20 protein-coding genes and 1 pseudogene are annotated in these 19,277 nt (G+C 53.6%); all 21 read right to left on the minus strand.

The features are described 5' to 3' along the window. Positions 1-2: 2 nt before the first annotated feature. Positions 3-2,609 (minus strand): annotated as a pseudogene (locus R0140_RS16055) (host specificity factor TipJ family phage tail protein); the annotation flags it as partial. Then, positions 2,606-2,986 (minus strand): hypothetical protein, encoded by a 381-nt coding sequence (locus R0140_RS16060; RefSeq protein ID WP_040198729.1) that lies wholly within the window; start codon positions 2,984-2,986, stop codon positions 2,606-2,608. The gene R0140_RS16060 and the pseudogene R0140_RS16055, both read right to left, overlap by 4 nt. Positions 2,987-2,995: 9 nt before the next feature. Beyond that, the gene (locus R0140_RS16065) at positions 2,996-3,478 is read right to left on the minus strand and encodes a DUF1833 family protein (protein WP_317703856.1); all 483 of its coding nucleotides are present in this window, start codon (positions 3,476-3,478) and stop codon (positions 2,996-2,998) included. A 180-nt stretch (positions 3,479-3,658) separates the two neighbouring features. After that, positions 3,659-4,123 carry a hypothetical protein gene (locus R0140_RS16070; protein ID WP_004190622.1) on the minus strand — a complete coding sequence of 155 codons (465 nt, stop codon included), beginning with the start codon at positions 4,121-4,123 and terminating at the stop codon, positions 3,659-3,661. Beyond that, on the minus strand, positions 4,123-7,239 hold the full coding sequence (locus R0140_RS16075) for a phage tail length tape measure family protein (RefSeq protein ID WP_131008381.1): 3,117 nt from the start codon (positions 7,237-7,239) through the stop codon (positions 4,123-4,125). The genes R0140_RS16070 and R0140_RS16075 overlap by 1 nt, the downstream gene beginning before the upstream one ends. Positions 7,240-7,339: 100 nt before the next feature. Beyond that, entirely contained in the window at positions 7,340-7,807 is a 468-nt protein-coding gene (locus R0140_RS16080; RefSeq protein ID WP_131008383.1) for a hypothetical protein, read from the minus strand. A 67-nt stretch (positions 7,808-7,874) separates the two neighbouring features. Continuing rightward, complete coding sequence (locus R0140_RS16085) at positions 7,875-8,042, minus strand: hypothetical protein (protein ID WP_110216904.1); 168 nt, start codon at positions 8,040-8,042, stop codon at positions 7,875-7,877. 167 nt (positions 8,043-8,209) lie between these two features. Continuing rightward, positions 8,210-8,692: a hypothetical protein gene (locus R0140_RS16090; protein WP_023159435.1), complete on the minus strand. Its 483-nt coding sequence runs from the start codon at positions 8,690-8,692 to the stop codon at positions 8,210-8,212. A gap of 39 nt (positions 8,693-8,731) precedes the next feature. Beyond that, positions 8,732-9,664 (minus strand): phage tail tube protein, encoded by a 933-nt coding sequence (locus R0140_RS16095; protein ID WP_317703857.1) that lies wholly within the window; start codon positions 9,662-9,664, stop codon positions 8,732-8,734. 23 nt (positions 9,665-9,687) lie between these two features. Beyond that, positions 9,688-10,080 carry a phage tail terminator-like protein gene (locus R0140_RS16100; RefSeq protein WP_004190640.1) on the minus strand — a complete coding sequence of 131 codons (393 nt, stop codon included), beginning with the start codon at positions 10,078-10,080 and terminating at the stop codon, positions 9,688-9,690. After that, the gene (locus R0140_RS16105) at positions 10,077-10,628 is read right to left on the minus strand and encodes a hypothetical protein (RefSeq protein WP_012967909.1); all 552 of its coding nucleotides are present in this window, start codon (positions 10,626-10,628) and stop codon (positions 10,077-10,079) included. The genes R0140_RS16100 and R0140_RS16105 overlap by 4 nt, the downstream gene beginning before the upstream one ends. A gap of 1 nt (position 10,629) precedes the next feature. Then, positions 10,630-11,013 (minus strand): hypothetical protein, encoded by a 384-nt coding sequence (locus tag R0140_RS16110; protein WP_064168345.1) that lies wholly within the window; start codon positions 11,011-11,013, stop codon positions 10,630-10,632. Then, on the minus strand, positions 11,000-11,233 hold the full coding sequence (locus R0140_RS16115; protein WP_049045074.1) for a hypothetical protein: 234 nt from the start codon (positions 11,231-11,233) through the stop codon (positions 11,000-11,002). Before R0140_RS16115 ends, R0140_RS16110 begins: the two co-directional genes overlap by 14 nt. A 1-nt stretch (position 11,234) precedes the next feature. Beyond that, on the minus strand, positions 11,235-11,645 hold the full coding sequence (locus R0140_RS16120) for a hypothetical protein (protein ID WP_023159440.1): 411 nt from the start codon (positions 11,643-11,645) through the stop codon (positions 11,235-11,237). A 3-nt stretch (positions 11,646-11,648) separates the two neighbouring features. After that, complete coding sequence (locus tag R0140_RS16125) at positions 11,649-11,861, minus strand: hypothetical protein (protein WP_016160819.1); 213 nt, start codon at positions 11,859-11,861, stop codon at positions 11,649-11,651. Positions 11,862-11,900: 39 nt separating this feature from the next. Further along, positions 11,901-13,037, minus strand: coding sequence for a P22 phage major capsid protein family protein (locus tag R0140_RS16130; protein ID WP_004184463.1), 1,137 nt, complete (start codon positions 13,035-13,037; stop codon positions 11,901-11,903). Positions 13,038-13,124: 87 nt separating this feature from the next. After that, entirely contained in the window at positions 13,125-13,889 is a 765-nt protein-coding gene (locus R0140_RS16135) for a DUF6651 domain-containing protein (RefSeq protein ID WP_142484351.1), read from the minus strand. A 105-nt stretch (positions 13,890-13,994) separates the two neighbouring features. Further along, entirely contained in the window at positions 13,995-15,107 is a 1,113-nt protein-coding gene (locus R0140_RS16140) for a phage minor head protein (protein ID WP_317703858.1), read from the minus strand. Then, positions 15,091-16,515 (minus strand): DUF4055 domain-containing protein, encoded by a 1,425-nt coding sequence (locus R0140_RS16145; RefSeq protein ID WP_012967902.1) that lies wholly within the window; start codon positions 16,513-16,515, stop codon positions 15,091-15,093. Before R0140_RS16145 ends, R0140_RS16140 begins: the two co-directional genes overlap by 17 nt. Before the next feature lie 4 nt (positions 16,516-16,519). Then, positions 16,520-17,824, minus strand: a complete 1,305-nt coding sequence (locus R0140_RS16150) for a terminase large subunit domain-containing protein (RefSeq protein WP_317703859.1) — start codon at positions 17,822-17,824, stop codon at positions 16,520-16,522. Beyond that, the gene (locus R0140_RS16155; RefSeq protein WP_038421381.1) at positions 17,802-18,797 is read right to left on the minus strand and encodes a terminase small subunit; all 996 of its coding nucleotides are present in this window, start codon (positions 18,795-18,797) and stop codon (positions 17,802-17,804) included. Before R0140_RS16155 ends, R0140_RS16150 begins: the two co-directional genes overlap by 23 nt. Between the last annotated feature and the right edge of the window lie 480 nt (positions 18,798-19,277).

Raw genomic sequence — 19,277 nt, forward strand, 5'->3', positions numbered from 1 at the left:
CGGTCGGTAGTGGTCTGGAACGTCACCCGCTGCTGCAGGTATTTCATCAGGCGACGCATGCCGATCTGGTAGGCGTGATCCTGATTCAGTACCCCATCGAGTTTGTAGTTCTCGATTTTTACCGGCGTGGGATTATCAGGCGTCCGGCATTTAACGGTCTCCTCCGCCCAGGTAGTCCCGTTGATGTATGTCACGTCGACGCCATCAAAATCATCGTCGGACGGTACGGTAAATCCGCTCTGCAGCTCCTCCACCATCTCATGCGGAGTGATCACGCCAGTCCAGGGCTTAATCCCCTCACGGTTGACCGTCGCCAGACCATCACTCAGCAGAAAACGTGACTTCCCGGCATTGGCTATCTTCTGCAGCATTTCCAGCGCTGAGATACTGTCGCCGGTAGCAAAGTCGAAATACTCGCCGCGTGGCGTCCAGTATGCAGACTCCAGCACGTTGATGGTGTCGACATCCATCTCCAGTCCCAGCGAGTTCCCGACATGCAGCAACGCCCCAGAAATGGTTCTGGCCGTTCCTGAGTCATAGGCTCGCGTGGCCACAACGTTTACGCGGCGGTCCGACTGAGCCGCCAATTTGCCCCCCGTCTCAACGGTCACCGCCATCAGCGACACGCCGGGATAGGATGAAGGGCGCGTCAGCAGTCGCCCGCGCAGTGCCTGCCAGTACATCGAATCCCTGGCGTTGTTTGAGCCCTGCTCATTGCGCCGGCGACACCGAACCTCTACCAGACCTGGTGAGCTGAGGGTGATCCGCTCAGTGAATCCCAGCCCGTTGACGTTTTTAAGCGCGTACTCTCCCTGGTGACTCACCCACCCCGATCCGGAACCATAGACGCGATACTGAATCTCCCACTCAACGTGGCGAATCCGTTTTTTGCCCTTACTGTCAAAGCCACAGATGCCGTTCGGGAAAGAGAAATTTACTTCAAACGCATCCACCACTTCATTCTCAGGGCAAACCAGGAACGGCCCCAGCCAGCTCAGCGTGTCGTTAAGACCAGTGGCCTCATAGTCGATCATCGTCCGGGCGGAGAATCCCGGCCATGACTCATCAACGGCACCGGAAACCAGGCGCGCCACCGTCGCCGTCGTGCCGTCGGCAGAGACAATGCGGTACTCATTCCCGCGGTGAGCAAGTGAAAGCCGTTGCACCCCCTCCGGCATGCCGGAAAAGGCCGTTCCCGTGGCGCTGTTATAGGCAAGCGTCACATTCGCCGTTACCGCCGGGCTGCCGCCGGTTGATGCCGTGCCGGAGGTGTAAACCGGGGCATCACCGAAAACAGCTGCTGGCAGTGAAGAGGACGTGATCGCCCCACCCGCGAACGGACTGGCCGACTCGGTTATCAGTACAGTTCCGCCGTTGTCCTGCGCAACCAGGCCGGAGCCGGTGAGTCCCTCGGTGATGGCCGCCAGCAGTCCCGACATCGAGACGTAGTTAGCCACCAGCGACACCGGGTAGGTAACCCCCTGCCAGGTGATCGTGAACGTGCTGGAGCTGGTCGAAAAATCGTAGGTGGTCGGGGCCGCACTGGCCTGGACTTTTGCCGCGCTCCCCCCGGTGCCGGGCACTGCAGCCTGACCGGGGGTATATGACGCGATAAACAGATCGTAATCGACAGAGTTAAACCCCAGCGTCACCGGCATACCAACCACCGGCGCGATCTCCGTCAGCAGCGGGCTGGCGATAACGCTGTATCCGGCCGCCGAAGTGATCTGGTAGTTAGCCGGGGCTTTCAGTTCGACCACGGCGCCAGCGACCCAGCTGGGCGGCAGTGCGTTATCGTTCTCGTCATTATCATCATCATCATCCGTATCCAGCCCCGTAAACGTTACGCTCGAACCGGATACGGTCATGCTGTCTGCGATAATGTCGTCTGCGTCCGGCGACGTCTGGGCCATGTCCAGCCCGGTGCCGGATGACGTCCCGCCCACTTCGGTGGAGTTGACCCAGTTTTCGCTGCGCTCATCGCCGGAAACGTCCGCGCCTGGCGGAAAATAGGTGATGTTGAAACCCGGCAGCGTTGAAGCTGGCGTACTGCCAACCCGGATATCGCCATTGGTATAAATCAGTTCACCGACTCCGAGGCATAGCAGCATCTGGACGCGCATTTTCGTAGGATCGGCGGCATCGAACCGGGTAACCGGCTGGACCACATAATCCGGGTAGATACGCACCCGGCCAAACACCTCACGAATGGCATCACCGAGTTTTGCGGTGTTGGCCCGCGCCGGGTTCAGGTCGAGACTCCGCCCTGTGGATGAGGTATAGCCGCCCGTATCGATGTTGCTCATCAAAACAAGCGAATAGGCTGCAGCGGCAACGGATATACCGACGCCGATCCACGCGATTGTGGCGGCCTCCAGCCCGAAGGGAACCGGATAAAGCCTGACATCACTATCAGGGCGAATCACACACTTAGCCCACTCGCCAGGCGGAATTAACAGCCCCTCAACCTCAACGGTCAGCGGTGGGACATCCCGATCCTCGTAGCCTTCAACATTTGCCACCAGCCAGCTGCGAATACTGGTTACACCATGCTCATGCGTTTCGAGTGGTTCACCGGGAAGCCGGGACGGGTAAAAACGAATGGTCATTGCCAGAACTCCACGCGAACAAAGCGCCGCTTAAATCGCGGCAACGGCAGAAAAGTTACGTTCGTGCCTGGGTTGCATTCCGCCACATGCAACAGACCATCGATACTGACTACGATCCCTACATGGGTGACAGTCGACCCGGAATAACAGGCCACCCCGGCCCCTTCGCAGGGTTCGCAGCGCTCAAGGGTAAGCATCATCCGGCGCGCTTCCCGGTCGAGGCCGCCGTTGTCTTTGGTGACCCCGGCAAAATCGGGCCAGACGGGTAAATTCAGGTCGCGGCGTATCTCGTTCACAATGCCGAAACAGTCGAGTTGCGGGTATACGCGCCCGCCCTTCAGCCAGGTGACTGAACGGTATTTATCAGGGTTAAACATTGGGATTCCTTAGCTGATATAACGCAGTCCGGGGAATACAGGGAGCGTGTAGCGGTATCGCGGCCAGGCGGTATCGAGGATATTCATATAACCCGCAGTGATCTGCACCTCTGTCGCTGTCCAGGAGCCCGACTTGATTTTCAGCGTATACGGCACTGCCGCAGGCGCTGCTAAATCAGTGGAGATATAACTCCGGTACGTCAGCGATGCCGAAAGGCGGTTCACCAGCGCATTGCGGATTGCCGTGGACACAACGCCGTCGATATTGCACAGGGCAAATTTTAGGTCCTGCGTGCCGTCCGAATTACGCGCCGGCAGCGCAATGTCTATCGCACAGGCGGTAAACGTTACGGTATCGCCGTTCTCCGTCGTTGCCGTAATACCCTCGTAGCCCTGGCACAGATAATGGACGTCAGAACCAATGGTGATCTGCAGCGTCTCAATGATCACCTCCGGCCCGCTGCTGGCGTAGAGGCGGTTGAGTTTTGTCATGATTTTTACCCAATAAAAAAGGCCACCCGAAGGTGACCTTAAAAATTGGTGTCGAATGTGGGTGTACCCTCACCGGCAGGATCGCTATTCCGCGCTTTATTTCACGCTCCGGCTACGGAGCGGCATGAAGGACTTTCCCACAAATCGACACAAGTGATTATGAAGGAGAAACGGTTTTAATCAAGCCTTGGGCCACTCCTTATTCAGCGCAATATCCAGCAGCGAGCTGCCGACGATCCATTCCGGGTAATTACCCCATGGGGCAGGAGCAAGGGGGCGCTCCCATAATTCAAGCGTTGCCGTGTACTTCCAGTAAATCGGGGCCACCAGCACCGGTCCCTGATAAATATCTGTGAAGCGGCATTTGTAAAACTTAATGCCCGCCGGCGTCTGCAGCTTCATCATGAACCACGCTGCCCCGTCAGATAACGCATCACGGAACCAGGACTCAAACGCCAGGCCCTGCGCATCGGTTTCCATAAACCAGGTGATGCTGGCCTGCGTCGGCGTGGACGTATAAGCTCGCCTTTGCCGCGCGCGGCCGGTGGTTAACTGGGTTCGTTTTAACGGGCTGACAGGCTGGAATCCGTACCCTTCCTGTAATGGCATAGGAAGACTGTCATGCGGGTAGTAGATATCAGTCATCACTCTAACCCTCTGCCTGGATATTTACTGCGCATTGCCTTACCAACTTTCCCGTCCCCTCTCAACAATTGCGCAGCAACCTGATCCAGGGCTTCCGTTGTCGCCCGCTTCTGCGTTTGAGCCATGGAGAGAGCCATCTGATCAGGTGTCACACCGGGCGGCGTATGGAAATGTTGCTCAATGGGAGCATGGATGGTGGTCTTGCTGCTGTTATCGCTGTTAACGTTCTGAACACCAGTACCAAACCCTGTACGCCCCAGAGTTGCATCAAGCGGTTGGCCATTTCGAAGTGCCTCAAGCTGAGACACGCCGATCCGGTTCGTTGATGCCTGGTCGAAGACGTACTCTCCTTTGTGAACAATACCCGCTGGCTGATACTTACCACCGGGGCCTGTGTAACCGCCGGAGGCGAAGCCAACACCTGAAACAGCCTGGATATTTGAGACGATACTGGCAGTCTGCGCAGCGATTGAGGCCATAGCGATGATGTTGGCCGGATAAGGCGCGCTAACTGCACCGCTTGCTATAGCCTGCTGGATTTTCACCATTGAGTCCGCGATAGCGAATGCCTTGCTCGCAGCAAAAGCGACCTTGTAGATTGCCGATTGCTCACCAAACCCCGTTCGCATGATTTCAGCGGTGCTATCAAACAAGGACTGCGTGGCCGCAGATATGATGGTGTTTTTCTGAGCCTCTATGACCTGATTTGCATCCGCTGCACGCTGACGAATAGAGGTCATTCTGGTCTCACCCTCGGCAGTTATTTCACCGGCCTTCGCATAAGCTTCCTCCTGAGCAGCCAGCCAGCGCTGGAGCTCTTGCTGAGCCTGGTCATATTCGTTGATTTGCCCCTGCATCCCCTCAAAAGTTCCAGAGAGTCGCCCTCCTGTGGGTGTCAGGTTTCCTACAACATTACGAACCGTCGAGGGCAGTTGCATATCGGTGTTTTGATAAATATCTGCCCGCGTTTTTTCATATTCACCGGGTTTCAGTTGTCCGGTTGCTTTGGCCTTCTCCAGTAGTTCAAGGCGGGTTTTAAGCAGATCGTTGGTCCGCTCATCCTTCGTCTTTACCTGTTCCTGCATCTTCCGGTAATCGTCCAGGGTTTTTACGGAATTTTGCAGTGCCTCCTGCTGCTTATATGCCTGGAGGATTTCATCTGAACGGGAAAGGATCGACTTCTGGTCAGCGGTGAGCTGCGTTTTAGATTTGAGGTCAGCAATCTGCTGCTCGAACTTGATCCGTGCCTGTGTCGCGCTGTTAAGCTTGTCACTGGCATCCAGCTGGGACTGCATGGCGATAGTCTGCTGGTTTATCTGATCAAGCAGCCGGGTTGCTGCGTCCTCTGTATAGGCTTTTTCTTTGTGGGTCTTAGGCTGCCCAGCTTTTTTGGCCTGCTCAAGTTCCTTTTCTCTTACAGCAATTAGCGCATTGGCCTGATCGATTGCTTCTTTATTTCCTGAGAAAGCAATTTTTCTGGACTGTGCTCTTGCCTCCTTTAACCGAGCTTCTGCACCGGCAACCCTGTCTGCCGCCAGATACTCCTTATTAATCCAGTCTACGGAATTTTTTACCGCCTTATTACCTTCAATGGTAAGTGTGTTCATCGTGGTTTGCAGATCTAATGCCTGGCCGATAAACCTCATCGTAGGGTCAATTGCGCCACCAAGCGCTACGTTTTGCCTACCCTTATCCGCTGCTGTGTAATAATTTTTGACCTCAATAGCTGCAGCTGTCCACGAATCACCTATTTTCAGGATCTCCCGTCGATGCTGATCAATATCAGCATTCAAGGCGGTGAAATTAGCAGAATCCTTGTATTGGGCTACCTTCGTCCTTGCCTCGTCATAACTAAAACCAACGTCGATTAGCTTATTTATTGCTTCGCTCGCACCGTCATTAGTTGTTATAAACATACTACCGACTTCATCGATCGTCTGACCCGTCTTATCAGATATAGCAACCATGTTAAGTGCAAGTCGCTCAGCGACATCTCCGCTAGCACCAAGGGACGTTGTGGCTATTTTTGTCGCAGCATCAATTTCCTGTCGGTTCTGATAGACGGCATAAGTTAGCAACCCAACTGAAGCAGCTGCCACGCTATAGGGATTAACCAGCCCCATAACATATGTGCCAACGCCCTTGATCGCTGGCCCAATGCCGCCGAACATATCTTTGAGCTGACCGCCCTGCTGCATAAGAACCATAAACGGTGACTGCCCGGTAGAAAGACCGACAACGATATCGGTCATCTGAGCAGGGATCATACGCATAGCATTGGCAGTCTGAGCTGCAGATTGGCTTGTTTTACCCAATTGCGTCTGGGTTTTCTCCAGAGCATCGCGGGATTCAGCAAGTTTGCTGTTGAGGCGATCGTAAGCCAGGGGCGACAGCATTCCGGATGTTTTAGCTGTATCCAGCTGGCGCTGCTGCTCGTTCAGGCGGCGGAATGCTTCACCTACGGGATCTATTTGGGCTTCAAGACGACGCAGCGCAGTTACCTGCTCATCATGTGCTTTTACAGCCTCGCGCTCGGCTTGTGCTTCGCCGGTTACTTCCCGACGAGTCTCCTGAAGTTTTTTGCTGTAGGCATCATATTGGGAAGTATTAATTGCCCCCGATTTAAAGGCGGTATTGAGTTCGCTTTGCTGTTGTTCGAGATTGCGAAGCGCAGCTGCCAGAGGGTCGATTTTATCGAGCATTCTCTGAAATGCATCAGCCTGCGCCTCCTGCTGAGCAGCAGCTAATTTGCTGGCCTTCTCTGCTTCTCGTTGAGCTTGTGCAACACCACTTAGTTCCTCAGTGGTGTCATTCAGCATCTTGGACAGCGAACGAAACTCTTCCTCGTCAATTAGCCCCTTATCGAAGTATTTTTTTAGCTCACTATAGCGGCGACCGACTTTATCAATTGCAGCACCAACCGGATCAATGGCTGCTCGCAATTTATTGAGCGCATCTTTTTCCTCGTCAGTCGCTTTTGTCACTTTGAACATGCTGGTTACGGCTTTATCACCAGACTGAGTCATCTTATCAAGCGCAACAGTAAGGCTGTCAGCCTGCTTCTCTGCCCCGGAGCTGTCCAGGCGTATCGCTAGCCGTGATTCTTGTTCTGCCATTTACCTTATCTCCGGGCAATAAAAAACCCGCCAATAAAGCGGGTTAGGAAATACTTAAAAAATGATAATCAGTGAAGGCTATCTTCGTCCCTCGATTGAGTTACTGCAATTTAACGCCTCCCATAACAAACCGTTTGTCATCTTTGTTATAGGCTTCAAAATTTAAGGATTTCCCTTCATTGGATCTAACGATATTTACTTCACCATTGTCGCCACCAACGCCTTTCATTGTGAAGGTAGTTGTCTCCTGACCAGCAAAGGTGTTACTGCTGATATCGCTTTGATAGTAAGCTTTGCCGTCAATAATCATATCTACCATCCCGCTGTTATGCAGGTACAGCTTGGTATGATGCCACTTTCCCGTCCCGGTTAAATCGCCAGTGAGGAATTCACAGTTAAAGGAAACATCGCCTTTTTTACATTCCGACGTTATTTCCTCTTTCCCCGTAGCTATCATCTCAGCAATAGAAGGTGGGTCTTTAGGAGGGAGTAGTTTTGATATTTGAAACTTGTCATCACAGCCCAACAATGCCATTAAACCAAGCCCGACCACCAAAACCCTTTTCACATCCCTATCCTCATCATTAACATTTGCTCACAGATTAGCACAGGAAAAGATGGGGACAATGATATGACTACTTCACTTTTGCCTGTCTTTTCTGCTCTTCAGCCCACTCAGCCCTCCAGGCATCATCGAGGGCCAGTATTGCTGAGTCAAACTCAATGCGGTCGATCAGGATGGTGCGCGATGCCAGGTAAAGCTCAATATCGTTCAGGGATAGAGGGAGCGGCACTCCGGCCATACCGGCATACTGCCTGCCGCGCGATATCATGGCGTAAGCGTTGAGGATCTCCCCAGTGACTGCATCGATTTCAGGCTCCGGAATGGGCGGGAGATTTAGTTTCTCCCTGCGCCACTTTGCTTTCTCGCCCTGCTCGCCGGCGAATTCCTTTAGCCACTTTTGGGCCTCTATGGCTTTTTTACGGTTTCCTGAGTCTGCTGCTCCTTACCCTGAGCAATGTTTGCCGCCTCAGCCAGTATCAGCCAGTATAGCGCCGGGTGCTGTTTCAGCATGGCGGCCCCAAGTTCTGGGGTGTAGTCGAGAGCAACCTCTATGCCGTCGACTAACTGACCTACTCCCTCCCAGCCTTTCAGCAGGAACCGAGCGGCGTTATCGATCAGCAGGTCATCAACAGAGTCGATATCGTCCACGCTGGCGAGATTAAAATCCGTTGTCCCCACCTTATAACCTGCGTCCATCTTATCGATGTGGCGGCGCACCAGCGCGTTACGTGAGCGATATTGCGGATTCTCGCTGCTGGCCACCAGCAGGCGAAGTTTGAACAGCGATTCTTCTTCCGGCGAGAATTCCTTTTTGCTGCCTTCTGGCTTTTTGTAGGGATAAAACCAGCGCTCGCCATTTAAATCAATTTTCGGGGTAACAATCAGCATAAAAAACTCCATAAAAAAAACCTCCAAAGAGGGCCAATGTTAATCACCACCGCCATCAGTGGCAGGAACGCGGGTAATAGTTGGCGGAGTATTGGCCGCGGTGATATCCAGCTGAACCTGAACAATGTCAGTGCTCCCCGCATCCGGCCAGTCGCCGGAGATCTGCACTTCCGGGAAATCGAAGGTATAGGCGCCTTCATCATTCTCCAGCGTGAAGCTAAACGGCACCGTTTCGCCGGTGAACGTTTTTTTGTAAACCTCCCAGGCAGCCTTTGACCATGACAGCGTGATTTGACCTGACGGGGTAAAGGTTGTCGGAATGTTTGCGCCGGCGAACGCCGAACCGGTACCGATGCAGCGCTGGGTCTGCATATTGTTGTTGAACTGGATGTTGAAGGTGTCGACGCAGAAGCCTGTCCCCCCATCAACACCATTCAGCCGGATGTTGGTGACCTCCTTGAAGGAGTAACGCAGCGCCCCCGCCAAATCCACCGGTTCGGTGAAATAGCTGGTATCGTCCCCCTTCGTCTCCCAGTCCAGCCCTGCAAAGGTAATGGTTGCAGTGATATCACCATCGGCCGGGATTTCCATCTGGAAGGTGCCAACCTGGCAACCGCGGGCAATCTGGGCGATCCCCACATCACTGGCAAAAGTCGCCACGGAGAACGTAATGCGACCGTTACCCATCGTCAGCACGTTATTTTGCCATTCGGAACCGAAACAGCTGGCAAGAAAATCATCATGCTGGTTCCAGCGAAACCGCGTGCCGACATCGCCGCCGACATCCACTGTGCCGCGTGAAACACCCTGCGCCATGCGGTCACCAGCGATTTCGTCATTGTCGTTGGTGTTCTGCGTTGGTTTCAGACCAAATGAAGAACGACGCAGCAGGTTCCACGCCCCTGCTGTTGGCGTGATTCCTGGCGTTGTCTCGCGAATAGACGCGGCTACTACTTTTGCACCTGAGCTCACAGGAGCCTCCTGTTTTTTGTGCGCTACAGAGCGCGATAAGGAATTTGAAGATTGAGCTGTAACCAGCCATCGGTCTCACCCGCCGGCACAGCAGAAACAGCGAAATAACTCAGCTTTCCGTCATCCTTGAACTCGAATAGCTCCGTTAGCTGATCAGCCGTCCGGGAGATAAGCAACGTCCCGGAGCCAACCGGAACAAATAGCTGAATGATGAGTAAGCCCGTCCTGTGGACGACTGGCCCATCCCCGATCTCGGTTGCGCCAGCCTGTCCTGCAATGTTGGTGAGGCGGGCCCAGATATCGCGGTTGCTGGGGTCAAATACCGGACCATTGGGATAATCCACCGCATCAGAGGCAATAGCGGTCTGTGCCGCCATTCGGGAAATGACAGCGTTTCTGATTTCTGTAAGGGTCATTTGTAGGCCTGAATCACACCATTAAACGAGACGGCATAGACGCCTGTTGGCGCCTGCGTTGAGTGACCATTCTCCAGAGGCACGGAGTAAGGCAGGTTCGACTGAATGTAAATCACCGAGTAGGCTGGAGCCTGGTCAATGATATTTTTGCCATTAAGAAATGTCATTGTCCCACGCGGATCCGGCTCGGTCGGGACGGAGTGATCGGGTTCGCCGATGCTGACAAAATGCGATGCCCTGAAGGTTCCTGCGCGATACTCAGCCGGCCGCCTGATATCCATGCTGTCATTAACACGGACTTTCTTCCTGAGCCTTCCCGTTTTGGTCAGGTTAGCAGGATCGGCATAAAGAGATTCGTTCCATTCCCCAACAGCTTTGTTGTATTGAACCGCGGTCGCGTTGATAGCCCACAGCTCCGGGTTTCCTACCGGCGACCGTTGAACAATTTCATTCAGCAGTTGAATGGCGATTGTCCGCTGGCGTAGTTTGACATCTTCGGCCACCAGCCCGGCGAATGCCGCCGGGTCAATGTTCCAGCCCTTAGCCATATCACGCCCTCCGCAGTTGAATGGAGTACGCAGCGCCAGCAGAGTCGGCAGAAGCGGTTATGATGTCGTAACGCTGAAGCTCACCCGTAATCGGATCCGGCGCCGTGATGAAATGCCCGACTGCCGGCTTGTCGTTCACTTCGTTAATCAGGGCGGTTAATTTCAGGTCACCGTGCAGAATGTTAACGCCATCGATACGGCGGAGTTTGTAACGAGCCAGAACACCGCGCCCTGAATAGGCCACCACCATTTCGTTACCGGTTTCCGTTACCGGATCCCATGCACCACGAACGGTGTAACTGCCGGTGAACGCCTTAACCGCATCCTGCAGATCAGTATCGAATGCTGCGGCGACTTCTGTCTGCAACTCATCACGTATACCCATCGCATTCACCACCGCTATGACGGAATTTAACGATCACAGAACCGCGAAGCCTACGGGTATAGATTTCACCATTTCGTTTCGCCCGGAGTGGATGAGGTGCAAACTCAACAACGCCCTTTGCCGGGTTTGCGTAAACGACATAATTGATCGGGTTTCCATTCACAAACACATCGCGAGGGCCGAGCCCGTCACCGGCATAATGCACATCAGTGTTTTGCATATCACCCCCTTACCAGCCGTACCTGAGACTGACTAACGCCATAGGGCTTTAGCATTGCAAGCGCCAGCTGCAGATCAGAATCAAGCAATGCCGAGCTGTTGGTAGCGAGTTCCGCGAAGGTCTTTGAAACGCTGACATCATCGGCATCTACCGTCTTACTCAGCAACACACCAGAATCGGTTTTCTGCTGATAAAGGCCACCATTCGAGGCCGCTAGCGCTGCATAGGCGCCAGCCTGCTTCACATCGTAAGGAATGATGATTTCGTGAGTTGCCTTATCGCACGGCATTTTCAGGTTAAGTCCATTCATCCAGGTATTAGCCATCAGCACAGATTTGGCTTTTTTGCTTTCATCTGTCCAGGTGGCACCGAGAATCGAATTGACGTCTTCAACGGTGATGAAAGTGATCATGCATCACTCCATTTCTTTCCAGCCGTGCGCCTTCCAGTTCTCCACTTCATCAGGGTGAACGTTGGCGGTATTGGGCGCACCCGGGAATGCCGGGAAATCGGTAACCATCGCCACCAGCTGCGATGTGGTCGATACGGGTTCGTTGTTATCCGCCTGCGTAGACGCAGTTTGCTCAGCAGCTCGTTGGGCGCGCTGCTCTTTTGTTAATCCGGCCATTAGCCCTCCACTAAAAAAAGGGGCCGAAGCCCCTGTTTATCAGCCCAGCAACAACGCTGAGTGCGCCGACTTAACTGCCGCTACGCCCCAGGACAAACCGACTTCGTAACGCACCTGGCGATACTGGCGGTACAGTGCTACCTGGTAAGTGATGCCAGATACCGGGTCAGTAACGTTCATCACATCATCCGCAGTATCGCCGCCCTGCGGCATTGCCGGGGTTCGGGATGCAAGCAGGAATGCATTGCGATCAAACGCCATGTTTGCGGTGTAGGCGCCACCAGCGGTAATAGCGGTGTTGTCGGCCAGTGCCTGACGTAAGCCAGGAGCAGCCAGGGTGATTGCTGTGGCCGTCGCAGCAGCAACAAGGTATTTATTGCTGTCCCCGTCAAACGTCACGATGTCACCTGCTGCAAAAGCACCTGTGCCGGTATCAATGGCAATCAGAATATCGCCTTCAGCTTTTGCTCCATTCACCAGGTATCCGGCAGCCGGAGATGCAGCTCGTTTCTTAACATGTGCGGATTCGTGGATATTGAAACCTTCCAGTCGCCCCACGATACCTTCGCGCAGAAGCGCATCAGTACCGGATTCGTTTACTTTGAACAGAACAGACTGTTTACCGCGGAGGTTTGCGATAGCCGAAGAACCGAGAACCATCTGCAGATCTGTTGTCGGCGAACCGTTGTCAGAGAGAACCTGGCGCGCATTTGCCGCATCCGACAAATCACCTGCAATACCGAAAGGAGCGGTGCCGGCCGTACCAACAGCACGGGAGGATGCGAAATACAGAGCTGCAAGATCTGCATCCATCTCATTAGCCAGCGCGCGAAAAGCCTGCTTAAACTGATCAGCAAGGATGGTGTTGTATGTCCCTGCGGGCCCCAGTGCCAGTTGTTCCTCACCGTTCCATTTGACCGGGGCCATTTTAGATTTGGTGATTTTGACATCAACGGTGCCGATCGTCTGGTCGCCGTCATTTGGCGCAGTAGCCCCCGGGGTAATATCAACAGTGGTTGCCGGTGGCGCAACCGGCGCAGTAACAGTCTGGTCTTTCGCCGCCGCATCAGCTTTCGCATTACGCGATACAGCCGGGATAAAACCGACCTGTTCGCGAGATACGGTATCCAGAGCCGTGAAGATAGTCGGGATCAACCCGGTAAGCGTATTAGCCATGTGTATGGATTCCTTGGAGATTAAAATATAGGGTTGGTTGAGCTATCCAGCTCCGGCACCAGCAGCCATCCGGCGGCTGGCAAAGAATTAATCGACGATGGTGATACCGTCTTTGAGAGTTGATTGCTGATCTGTCGGGCTCAAACTGGTAAACGCATCGCGTTTCATCGTTTTCTGCCCGAGTGAATGCTGAGACTGGCGAGAGCCGCCTCCCTGGTTGCCGCTGGCCTTCAGAATGTGGTCTTTCTGTGGGTACTGCTCCACCAGGAACTCCAGCGCCTCATCAAAGGCCGCCAGCTCGCCCGGCTTCGAGCGGGAATAAATTTTGTTGCCGGAGCCGTCATAGGCAACGACTTTGCCGTCCTCGACTTTGAAGGACTGACCGAACCGCGCCTGAAGCATATCTGCCGGAATTGCTACTTTATCTGCGATGAATTTCGAGCCAGAGAACCGGCCGCCGATCATTTCCTGATAAAGCTGGCCTTCAAGGGTCGTCGCACGCTGAGTAGCTTCATCAAGCTGGGCCTGGAATGATTTGGTGATATCCGCTTTAACCTGATCAACCGCGCCTGCGTCGATCAGTTTTTTCTGGTCGATTTTAGTCATCATCTCCAGCGCTTCGAGCGCCTTTGCCGGATCGCCGATTTTGGCAAACTTAGCCAGACCGGCTTCAGCGGCTTCTTTGGCTTCACGATGAGATTTTGCCTCGCCATTCAGAGAGGAGATTTTCCCAACGGCCTGCACAGCATCAAAACCAACTTCCTGGCCGTCATCGTGGACGTAGACGGGTAAACCGCTGGAATCGACTTCTGCATAGATTTTGCCGTTAACTTCGACTGTTTTCAGTTTCATGTGGTTACCTTTTCGGGGTCATCCGACCGTTGCACCGCTCACCATCCGGATCACGGCAATAAAAAAGGCCGCCCGGAGGCAGCCTGATTGAAGACTTAATAAGCTTTAAAGTCTGGCGTTACTGAACGCCTGAGCATCCAGGTTACGAAGTTGCTCCAGAGTCAGCCATTCGCCCTTGTCGTTGTAGAAGTCATCGGGCGACATACCGCCGTCACGAATCAGCCGGGCCCGGGTTACGCCAACGATCTGTGACTGTCGCGTGAACGACTGGCGCGAGAACCAGCCCTGATAATCGGTATCCGAAGGCACCTGCCCGTCCATGCTGGCACGTGAGCTATCTGATATTTGCCCAACAGCAATACCCAGCTCATCAGACGATTTCAGGATGTAGGTTTCGACGCTGCGGCAGCAGAAATGGATTTTCCCGGGCCCCTGCAGATACGGCACCTTATGGCCGATAGGCTTGTTATCCAGGGTGTATTTGAGACGGTCGCGTATCCGACAATCCTTTGATGTCCGGTTATCCAAAGTGGATAACCACTGCTTACCCTTCAGAATGTCGTCGTTAGCATCCGCAAAGCTCTTTCGCGCCGTCGCCGCAAGATGCCCTACAGCTGTTTTGGCAATGCTGCCGGCGTTGGCCCTGCTCATCTGCAGCGCGCCATCCTGATAGCCACGGTTAGCATGACCACGCACCTTTCTGGCGATTTGTTCATGCGAATCGCCCAGCAGGAATCCCTGCCGCACCGTGTTACTGATGCGCGTCATGCGATCGGCTTCAAGGCTATCAGCCCATTCACTGAGCAGGCGTCCCTGAAATGGCTTGGCCATCGCCGCCGCATACACAGCATCAGGGGAGATTCCCACCAGCGGATGAAGCGCCAGAACATCGTCGGGGATAGCGAACTGAAACAGGCTCATCTGAAAGCCTGCTTCGTGCTGAGCGAGTTGCTGCAGCTCATCAGATAGTCCCGCGTACATTGACTGCACAGCCTCGCGATTGAGAGCTCTGACACTAACGAGCAGCGCTTCCAGTCGCGACACGGTAAAGCTGTCAGCATCCAGGCTATCCATCGCTACCAGCAATCTGGCTGTCAGTTCCGCATCGCTGCCATTCAGGATTTTTATCATCCTGTTTGCAACACTGGTGCTGTACCGCGCTATCCATATCGCATGCGCTATCGATTCATCCTGAAGCTTGTCATTCGCCGTTGCCATTTGCACCACCCGGGTTACTCAGTCCGCCGGCCAGCGTGACCTGCTGATTTCGCAGCTCGTCGATTACCTCTTCGGGCTTCGCATCCGGATCGATAAATTTTAGGGCCTGCAAAACGCGAACAGCATCGACCTGACGTATATCACCACCCTGGCGGAGCGACTGAACAGCTGTTGCAGCTGCGGCATCAAACGTCTGGGCTGAAACATCCAGTTCGGTGCGTACATCGACATTGCCGCCTTCTTTCTCGCCCAGCCATTCCGCCATAATCTGCAGGATATTATCGAGCGCATCCTCAAGCGAGCTTGCCATGGTGTAGAGAGGTGAATTCTCCTGCATCCGCTCTTCGTGAGTCTGGTCTAAGGATTTAGTCGATGTGTTTTCCGCGCGCAGCAGTTTTGCGCCGGCCTGACGCATCTGGTTTTCCAGATCCTCAAGGGAAATCTTACCGGCTTCAATCGCAGCCCCGGTATGCTCGACATATTCCAGTCCCTGCCGCTGTCGGTCATCGAAACGAGTCGCAGAGGAAGAACCTATCGTCAACGTTTCGCCATCAGCCAGACCGTAAGCCACCAGCAACGGCACGCGAGCGACATGAAGAATGTTGTCCTGTTCACTCTGACTCTGCCAGTGCTTGATATTCAGTAAGGCGAGATTAAGCAGTGGCGGTGAACCGCGCATAAAGCCTGTGCGTTTCGTGTAAAGCGTCACCAGGGGAATATCATCGCGACTGGTTTCCCACTCGTCGTGAATCTGCCACTGGCTTTCGCCGTTATCACCTTTATTTCGGCGATAAATTTCAACCTTGCCCGGCATGATATGGCGTATTTGCTCAACTTTCGTTTGCCCGTAATCGTCGCCATCAATAATGATGACCTCTCTGATACGCAGATCGGTCAGCATCACTTTCCCTTTAACCACTTTCGATTTCCAGCCGATGACCTGGCGAGGATTTAACATCGTGGCATACGGGCGGGATCCCGCGGCTTTTTCGTCGGCTTTAGTTTTTACTGCCTCCCGGTCAATTTTCGGGAAATCCACCAGCGCATGTACCAGGCCATACTGGAATCCGATGCTGAAAAATTGCTGCGCCCAGACATCGAGCCGGTTTCCTTCCATATCAATATCCGGCGACAGCTCCCGTATTTGTTCAGGAGAATCCTCACTCAATACCGTCGGCTCAGCAAACACTCGCCCGATGTTTTGTTTAATGGCCTCTTCATAGGCAGGGAGTAACGTTGCCGAAGCCAAACGCTCCTTATAACTTTCAGGATCTTCGTTCGGCCATTTCGGGAGATACTTCTTGCCCTGCCGGCGCATTTCCAGCGTGCCGCCCATCAGCGCATCATTAATATCCCATGCCTCAACCATGTCGTTATAGTCGAGGTTGGGCGTTGAAATATCAGGCATGGTTTTACATCCGCAGTTGGGTGACTTTTCCAGTCGGTTTGATAATCGGGAATTGCTTCACAATGAAATACCCACCGGCATCGTTGGGATGATCGTTATCCGCCGTTTTATCCGGCTCACCGTTTTCGCCCCAAACCTGTTGCTCAAGCGACTCGGTGTACACCGGGCATCGCTTTACATTCACTTTGTAGCGACGTTCACCGTTACCATTGCAGAACATGGCATTCATCGCGTTGATGCGGTCTTTCACTGGCGGGTTTGATGCATTAACAACCACATTGAAGCCAGCCTGCTTAAGCTGAGCGATATCCGTGGCGCTGGCATTGCTGGATTTACGGGAATCGCCGGAAGCGTCCGGGTAAATATAGATTTCCCGTACCTTGCGATAATCGTTGCCGTCGTACAGCCAGAACCGTTCTTTGATGATGCGGATCATGTCAGGGGTGTCGTAAGCCTTAACGATTTCATTAACCGCAAACGGAAGCCCCAGACGTAACACATGAACAACCCCGGCCATCTTCCCGACGTTGAAATCCATACCGATATACAGGGGCTCACCGGGTTGCTCTTCTTCCAGGCAGTTATTCAGCTTACGGTCAAACTGATGGTAAATCGTCCCGCTGGTAAGGTTGGTGAACTGGCCACGGAGATAAGCCTTGATCAGCTCCGGCGGGTATGACTCCATCAGCGACGGGATATAGTCCGGCGGCAGATTCTTTTCGTTGTCGAACGTCGAGGCCTGCACCAGGCCGTACAGCGTTGAGAGCGAAGGCTTATCGCGTACAGCCTTTGCGAACTGCTGATAAACGAATTTAAAGCCTTCTGGTGTCGTGGTGACGTCGATCCCGTTACGAAGACCGGCTACGTTGTAACGCATACGGGCAATGATTTTTCGCCAGGCTAACTGCGCCTTTTTGGCGGGCATTACGTCCAGCTCATCAATCAGCGCATTACCGATTTTAAAACCAACGATGGTTTGTGGTTTCTCCATCGAGCGGCAGATCGTCGTGCCGCGATACTGGCGCCCGGCGTAGAAGTGAACCTCTTTGTTCCCCTCGTTGATTTTGACATTCAGCCCCCAGTCGTGGGCCACCTCCTCAACAGTGGGATAAAAGATGTCTCGGATCTGCGGATACGTTGGCGCAAAGTAACCCTGGTTGATTTTGGGGTGTTCCCACATCCCTTTGCAGATGCCACCACAACCGACCCACGTCTTACCGGAACCGAAGCCGGCGACGTAGGCCTTAAACTTGTACTGCATCGCAAGAAATTTGGCCTGAGGGATGTTAAGCGTCGGTGCTATCGCCATCCTCTTCCCTCACTCGTGCATCGACTACGTTGATATTGATTGCAACTGGCGTTGGTTCGTCATCCTCCGGATCAGCAGCCAGCTCTTTGCGTAATTTTTCGACCTCCAGCTGCCGGCGCTCAATTTCAATCAGTTGCAGACGCTGGGCGAACTCGCTATCAGCCAGGCCGAGCCGTTTCATCACCGCCTCGTACATTCGCTCGCGACTAATAGCGGTAATCTCTACGCCATTCTTCCCAAGCTTCACACCGGAATAGGCAAGCGCAGCATCCGGCGCCAGCTTACGCGTATCGGCGAAGAAAGGCTGGCCTACACCATCACCATTGCAGCGGGGGCATTCCGGGTTAGGTGCGCTGGTGTGGTCGTAACCGTAACCACCAACATCGACGGGCTCGCGACGTTTTCGCTCAAGCGCTTCGAGGCGTTTCTCTTCGTACTCAACAGCGTCACGCCATTGATACTGGTGACCGAAGCCCCAGCAGTAACGGCAACTCCCGCGGCGATACTGTGATAGCTGGTTGGCGTCGAACGTTGCCAGGCGCCACATCTGCTCAAGCACTTCATCAGCGCTTCCGAGCGTGCGCACAATGGATGCTTTCTGCTGCTGCGCAATGGCCTGCGCAATACTAACTTTTGCTAACAGCCTTGCTCCCTGTTCATTCGCTGTCTTCTTGCTGTACCCGGCACGGATAGCGGCCTGTGTGGCGTTGTTGTCCTTCAGGTATTCCGCGACAAATGAACGTTGTTGATCGGTGAGGCCATCATCATCCACCAACTCTTCTGCGCACTTTTCCTTTTGCGCAGTGCGCAGTTTCTTCTGCGCAGGTTTTTGCGCAGTAGGTTTCTTGATGTATCGGCGGGCGGTAGCGTAATTCAGTCCCTGCGCTTCACACCAATCCTTCGGTGATACGCCGGTTGCGGCATGATCGGACAGGAACCGTTGCTGAAGCTCGCCCCAGTCCGGTTTTGCCATGGATTATTCCTATTTAACGTGAGGGAGAAAAAGGAATTACTGATTCTCCATAAAATATTCACTTTTATGTTTTGGAATTAAGGCTCTTTAGTTCAGGAGTTATTATGAAAAGAATTATGCTTGCTGTTTTTGTGATCTGTGGTGCGCTGTCACTTTCAGGATGTATCCTTCCCCCTGGTCCCCATGGAGGCGGACATGGTGGAGATCACTTCCATGGTCCTGAGCATCGTTAATCGCCTGAGGGCTTTCATTTTACAAATGATGAAAAAGGCCGCAAAAATATGCGGCCTTTAGTTACTACCAGCTAGCGTATAAAGAATCTCTCAGGAGCCACCCGGGAGAGGTTCATCTATACGGCTAACTGACCTCTGCCGTTCTGGTGTTGGCAGGCAGAGACGTTATGAGAGTAGTGAGTATTTCAAAATTCACCGGGATAAACAGACAATGATGTCAGTTACCCCGTGTAACTGGTAATTGGTG

The sequence above is a fragment of the Klebsiella sp. w6 genome, assembly GCF_033100215.1.
In the GTDB taxonomy this organism is placed as follows: Bacteria; Pseudomonadota; Gammaproteobacteria; order Enterobacterales; family Enterobacteriaceae; genus Klebsiella; species Klebsiella variicola.

Excerpts from the sequence above, each read along its gene's own strand:
- R0140_RS16110 (WP_064168345.1), bottom strand. The coding sequence starts at position 11,013 with ATGGGTATACGTGATGAGTTGCAGACAGAAGTCGCCGCAGCATTCGAT.
- R0140_RS16155 (WP_038421381.1), bottom strand. The coding sequence starts at position 18,797 with ATGGCAAAACCGGACTGGGGCGAGCTTCAGCAACGGTTCCTGTCCGAT.
- R0140_RS16105 (WP_012967909.1), bottom strand. The coding sequence starts at position 10,628 with ATGGCTAAGGGCTGGAACATTGACCCGGCGGCATTCGCCGGGCTGGTG.
- R0140_RS16065 (WP_317703856.1), bottom strand. The coding sequence starts at position 3,478 with ATGACAAAACTCAACCGCCTCTACGCCAGCAGCGGGCCGGAGGTGATC.
- R0140_RS16150 (WP_317703859.1), bottom strand. The coding sequence starts at position 17,824 with ATGGCGATAGCACCGACGCTTAACATCCCTCAGGCCAAATTTCTTGCG.
- R0140_RS16075 (WP_131008381.1), bottom strand. The coding sequence starts at position 7,239 with ATGGCAGAACAAGAATCACGGCTAGCGATACGCCTGGACAGCTCCGGG.
- R0140_RS16085 (WP_110216904.1), bottom strand. The coding sequence starts at position 8,042 with ATGGCCGGAGTGCCGCTCCCTCTATCCCTGAACGATATTGAGCTTTAC.
- R0140_RS16135 (WP_142484351.1), bottom strand. The coding sequence starts at position 13,889 with ATGAAACTGAAAACAGTCGAAGTTAACGGCAAAATCTATGCAGAAGTC.
- R0140_RS16140 (WP_317703858.1), bottom strand. The coding sequence starts at position 15,107 with ATGGCAACGGCGAATGACAAGCTTCAGGATGAATCGATAGCGCATGCG.
- R0140_RS16090 (WP_023159435.1), bottom strand. The coding sequence starts at position 8,692 with ATGCTGATTGTTACCCCGAAAATTGATTTAAATGGCGAGCGCTGGTTT.
- R0140_RS16120 (WP_023159440.1), bottom strand. The coding sequence starts at position 11,645 with ATGATCACTTTCATCACCGTTGAAGACGTCAATTCGATTCTCGGTGCC.
- R0140_RS16115 (WP_049045074.1), bottom strand. The coding sequence starts at position 11,233 with ATGCAAAACACTGATGTGCATTATGCCGGTGACGGGCTCGGCCCTCGC.
- R0140_RS16145 (WP_012967902.1), bottom strand. The coding sequence starts at position 16,515 with ATGCCTGATATTTCAACGCCCAACCTCGACTATAACGACATGGTTGAG.
- R0140_RS16070 (WP_004190622.1), bottom strand. The coding sequence starts at position 4,123 with ATGACTGATATCTACTACCCGCATGACAGTCTTCCTATGCCATTACAG.
- R0140_RS16125 (WP_016160819.1), bottom strand. The coding sequence starts at position 11,861 with ATGGCCGGATTAACAAAAGAGCAGCGCGCCCAACGAGCTGCTGAGCAA.
- R0140_RS16130 (WP_004184463.1), bottom strand. The coding sequence starts at position 13,037 with ATGGCTAATACGCTTACCGGGTTGATCCCGACTATCTTCACGGCTCTG.
- R0140_RS16100 (WP_004190640.1), bottom strand. The coding sequence starts at position 10,080 with ATGACCCTTACAGAAATCAGAAACGCTGTCATTTCCCGAATGGCGGCA.
- R0140_RS16060 (WP_040198729.1), bottom strand. The coding sequence starts at position 2,986 with ATGTTTAACCCTGATAAATACCGTTCAGTCACCTGGCTGAAGGGCGGG.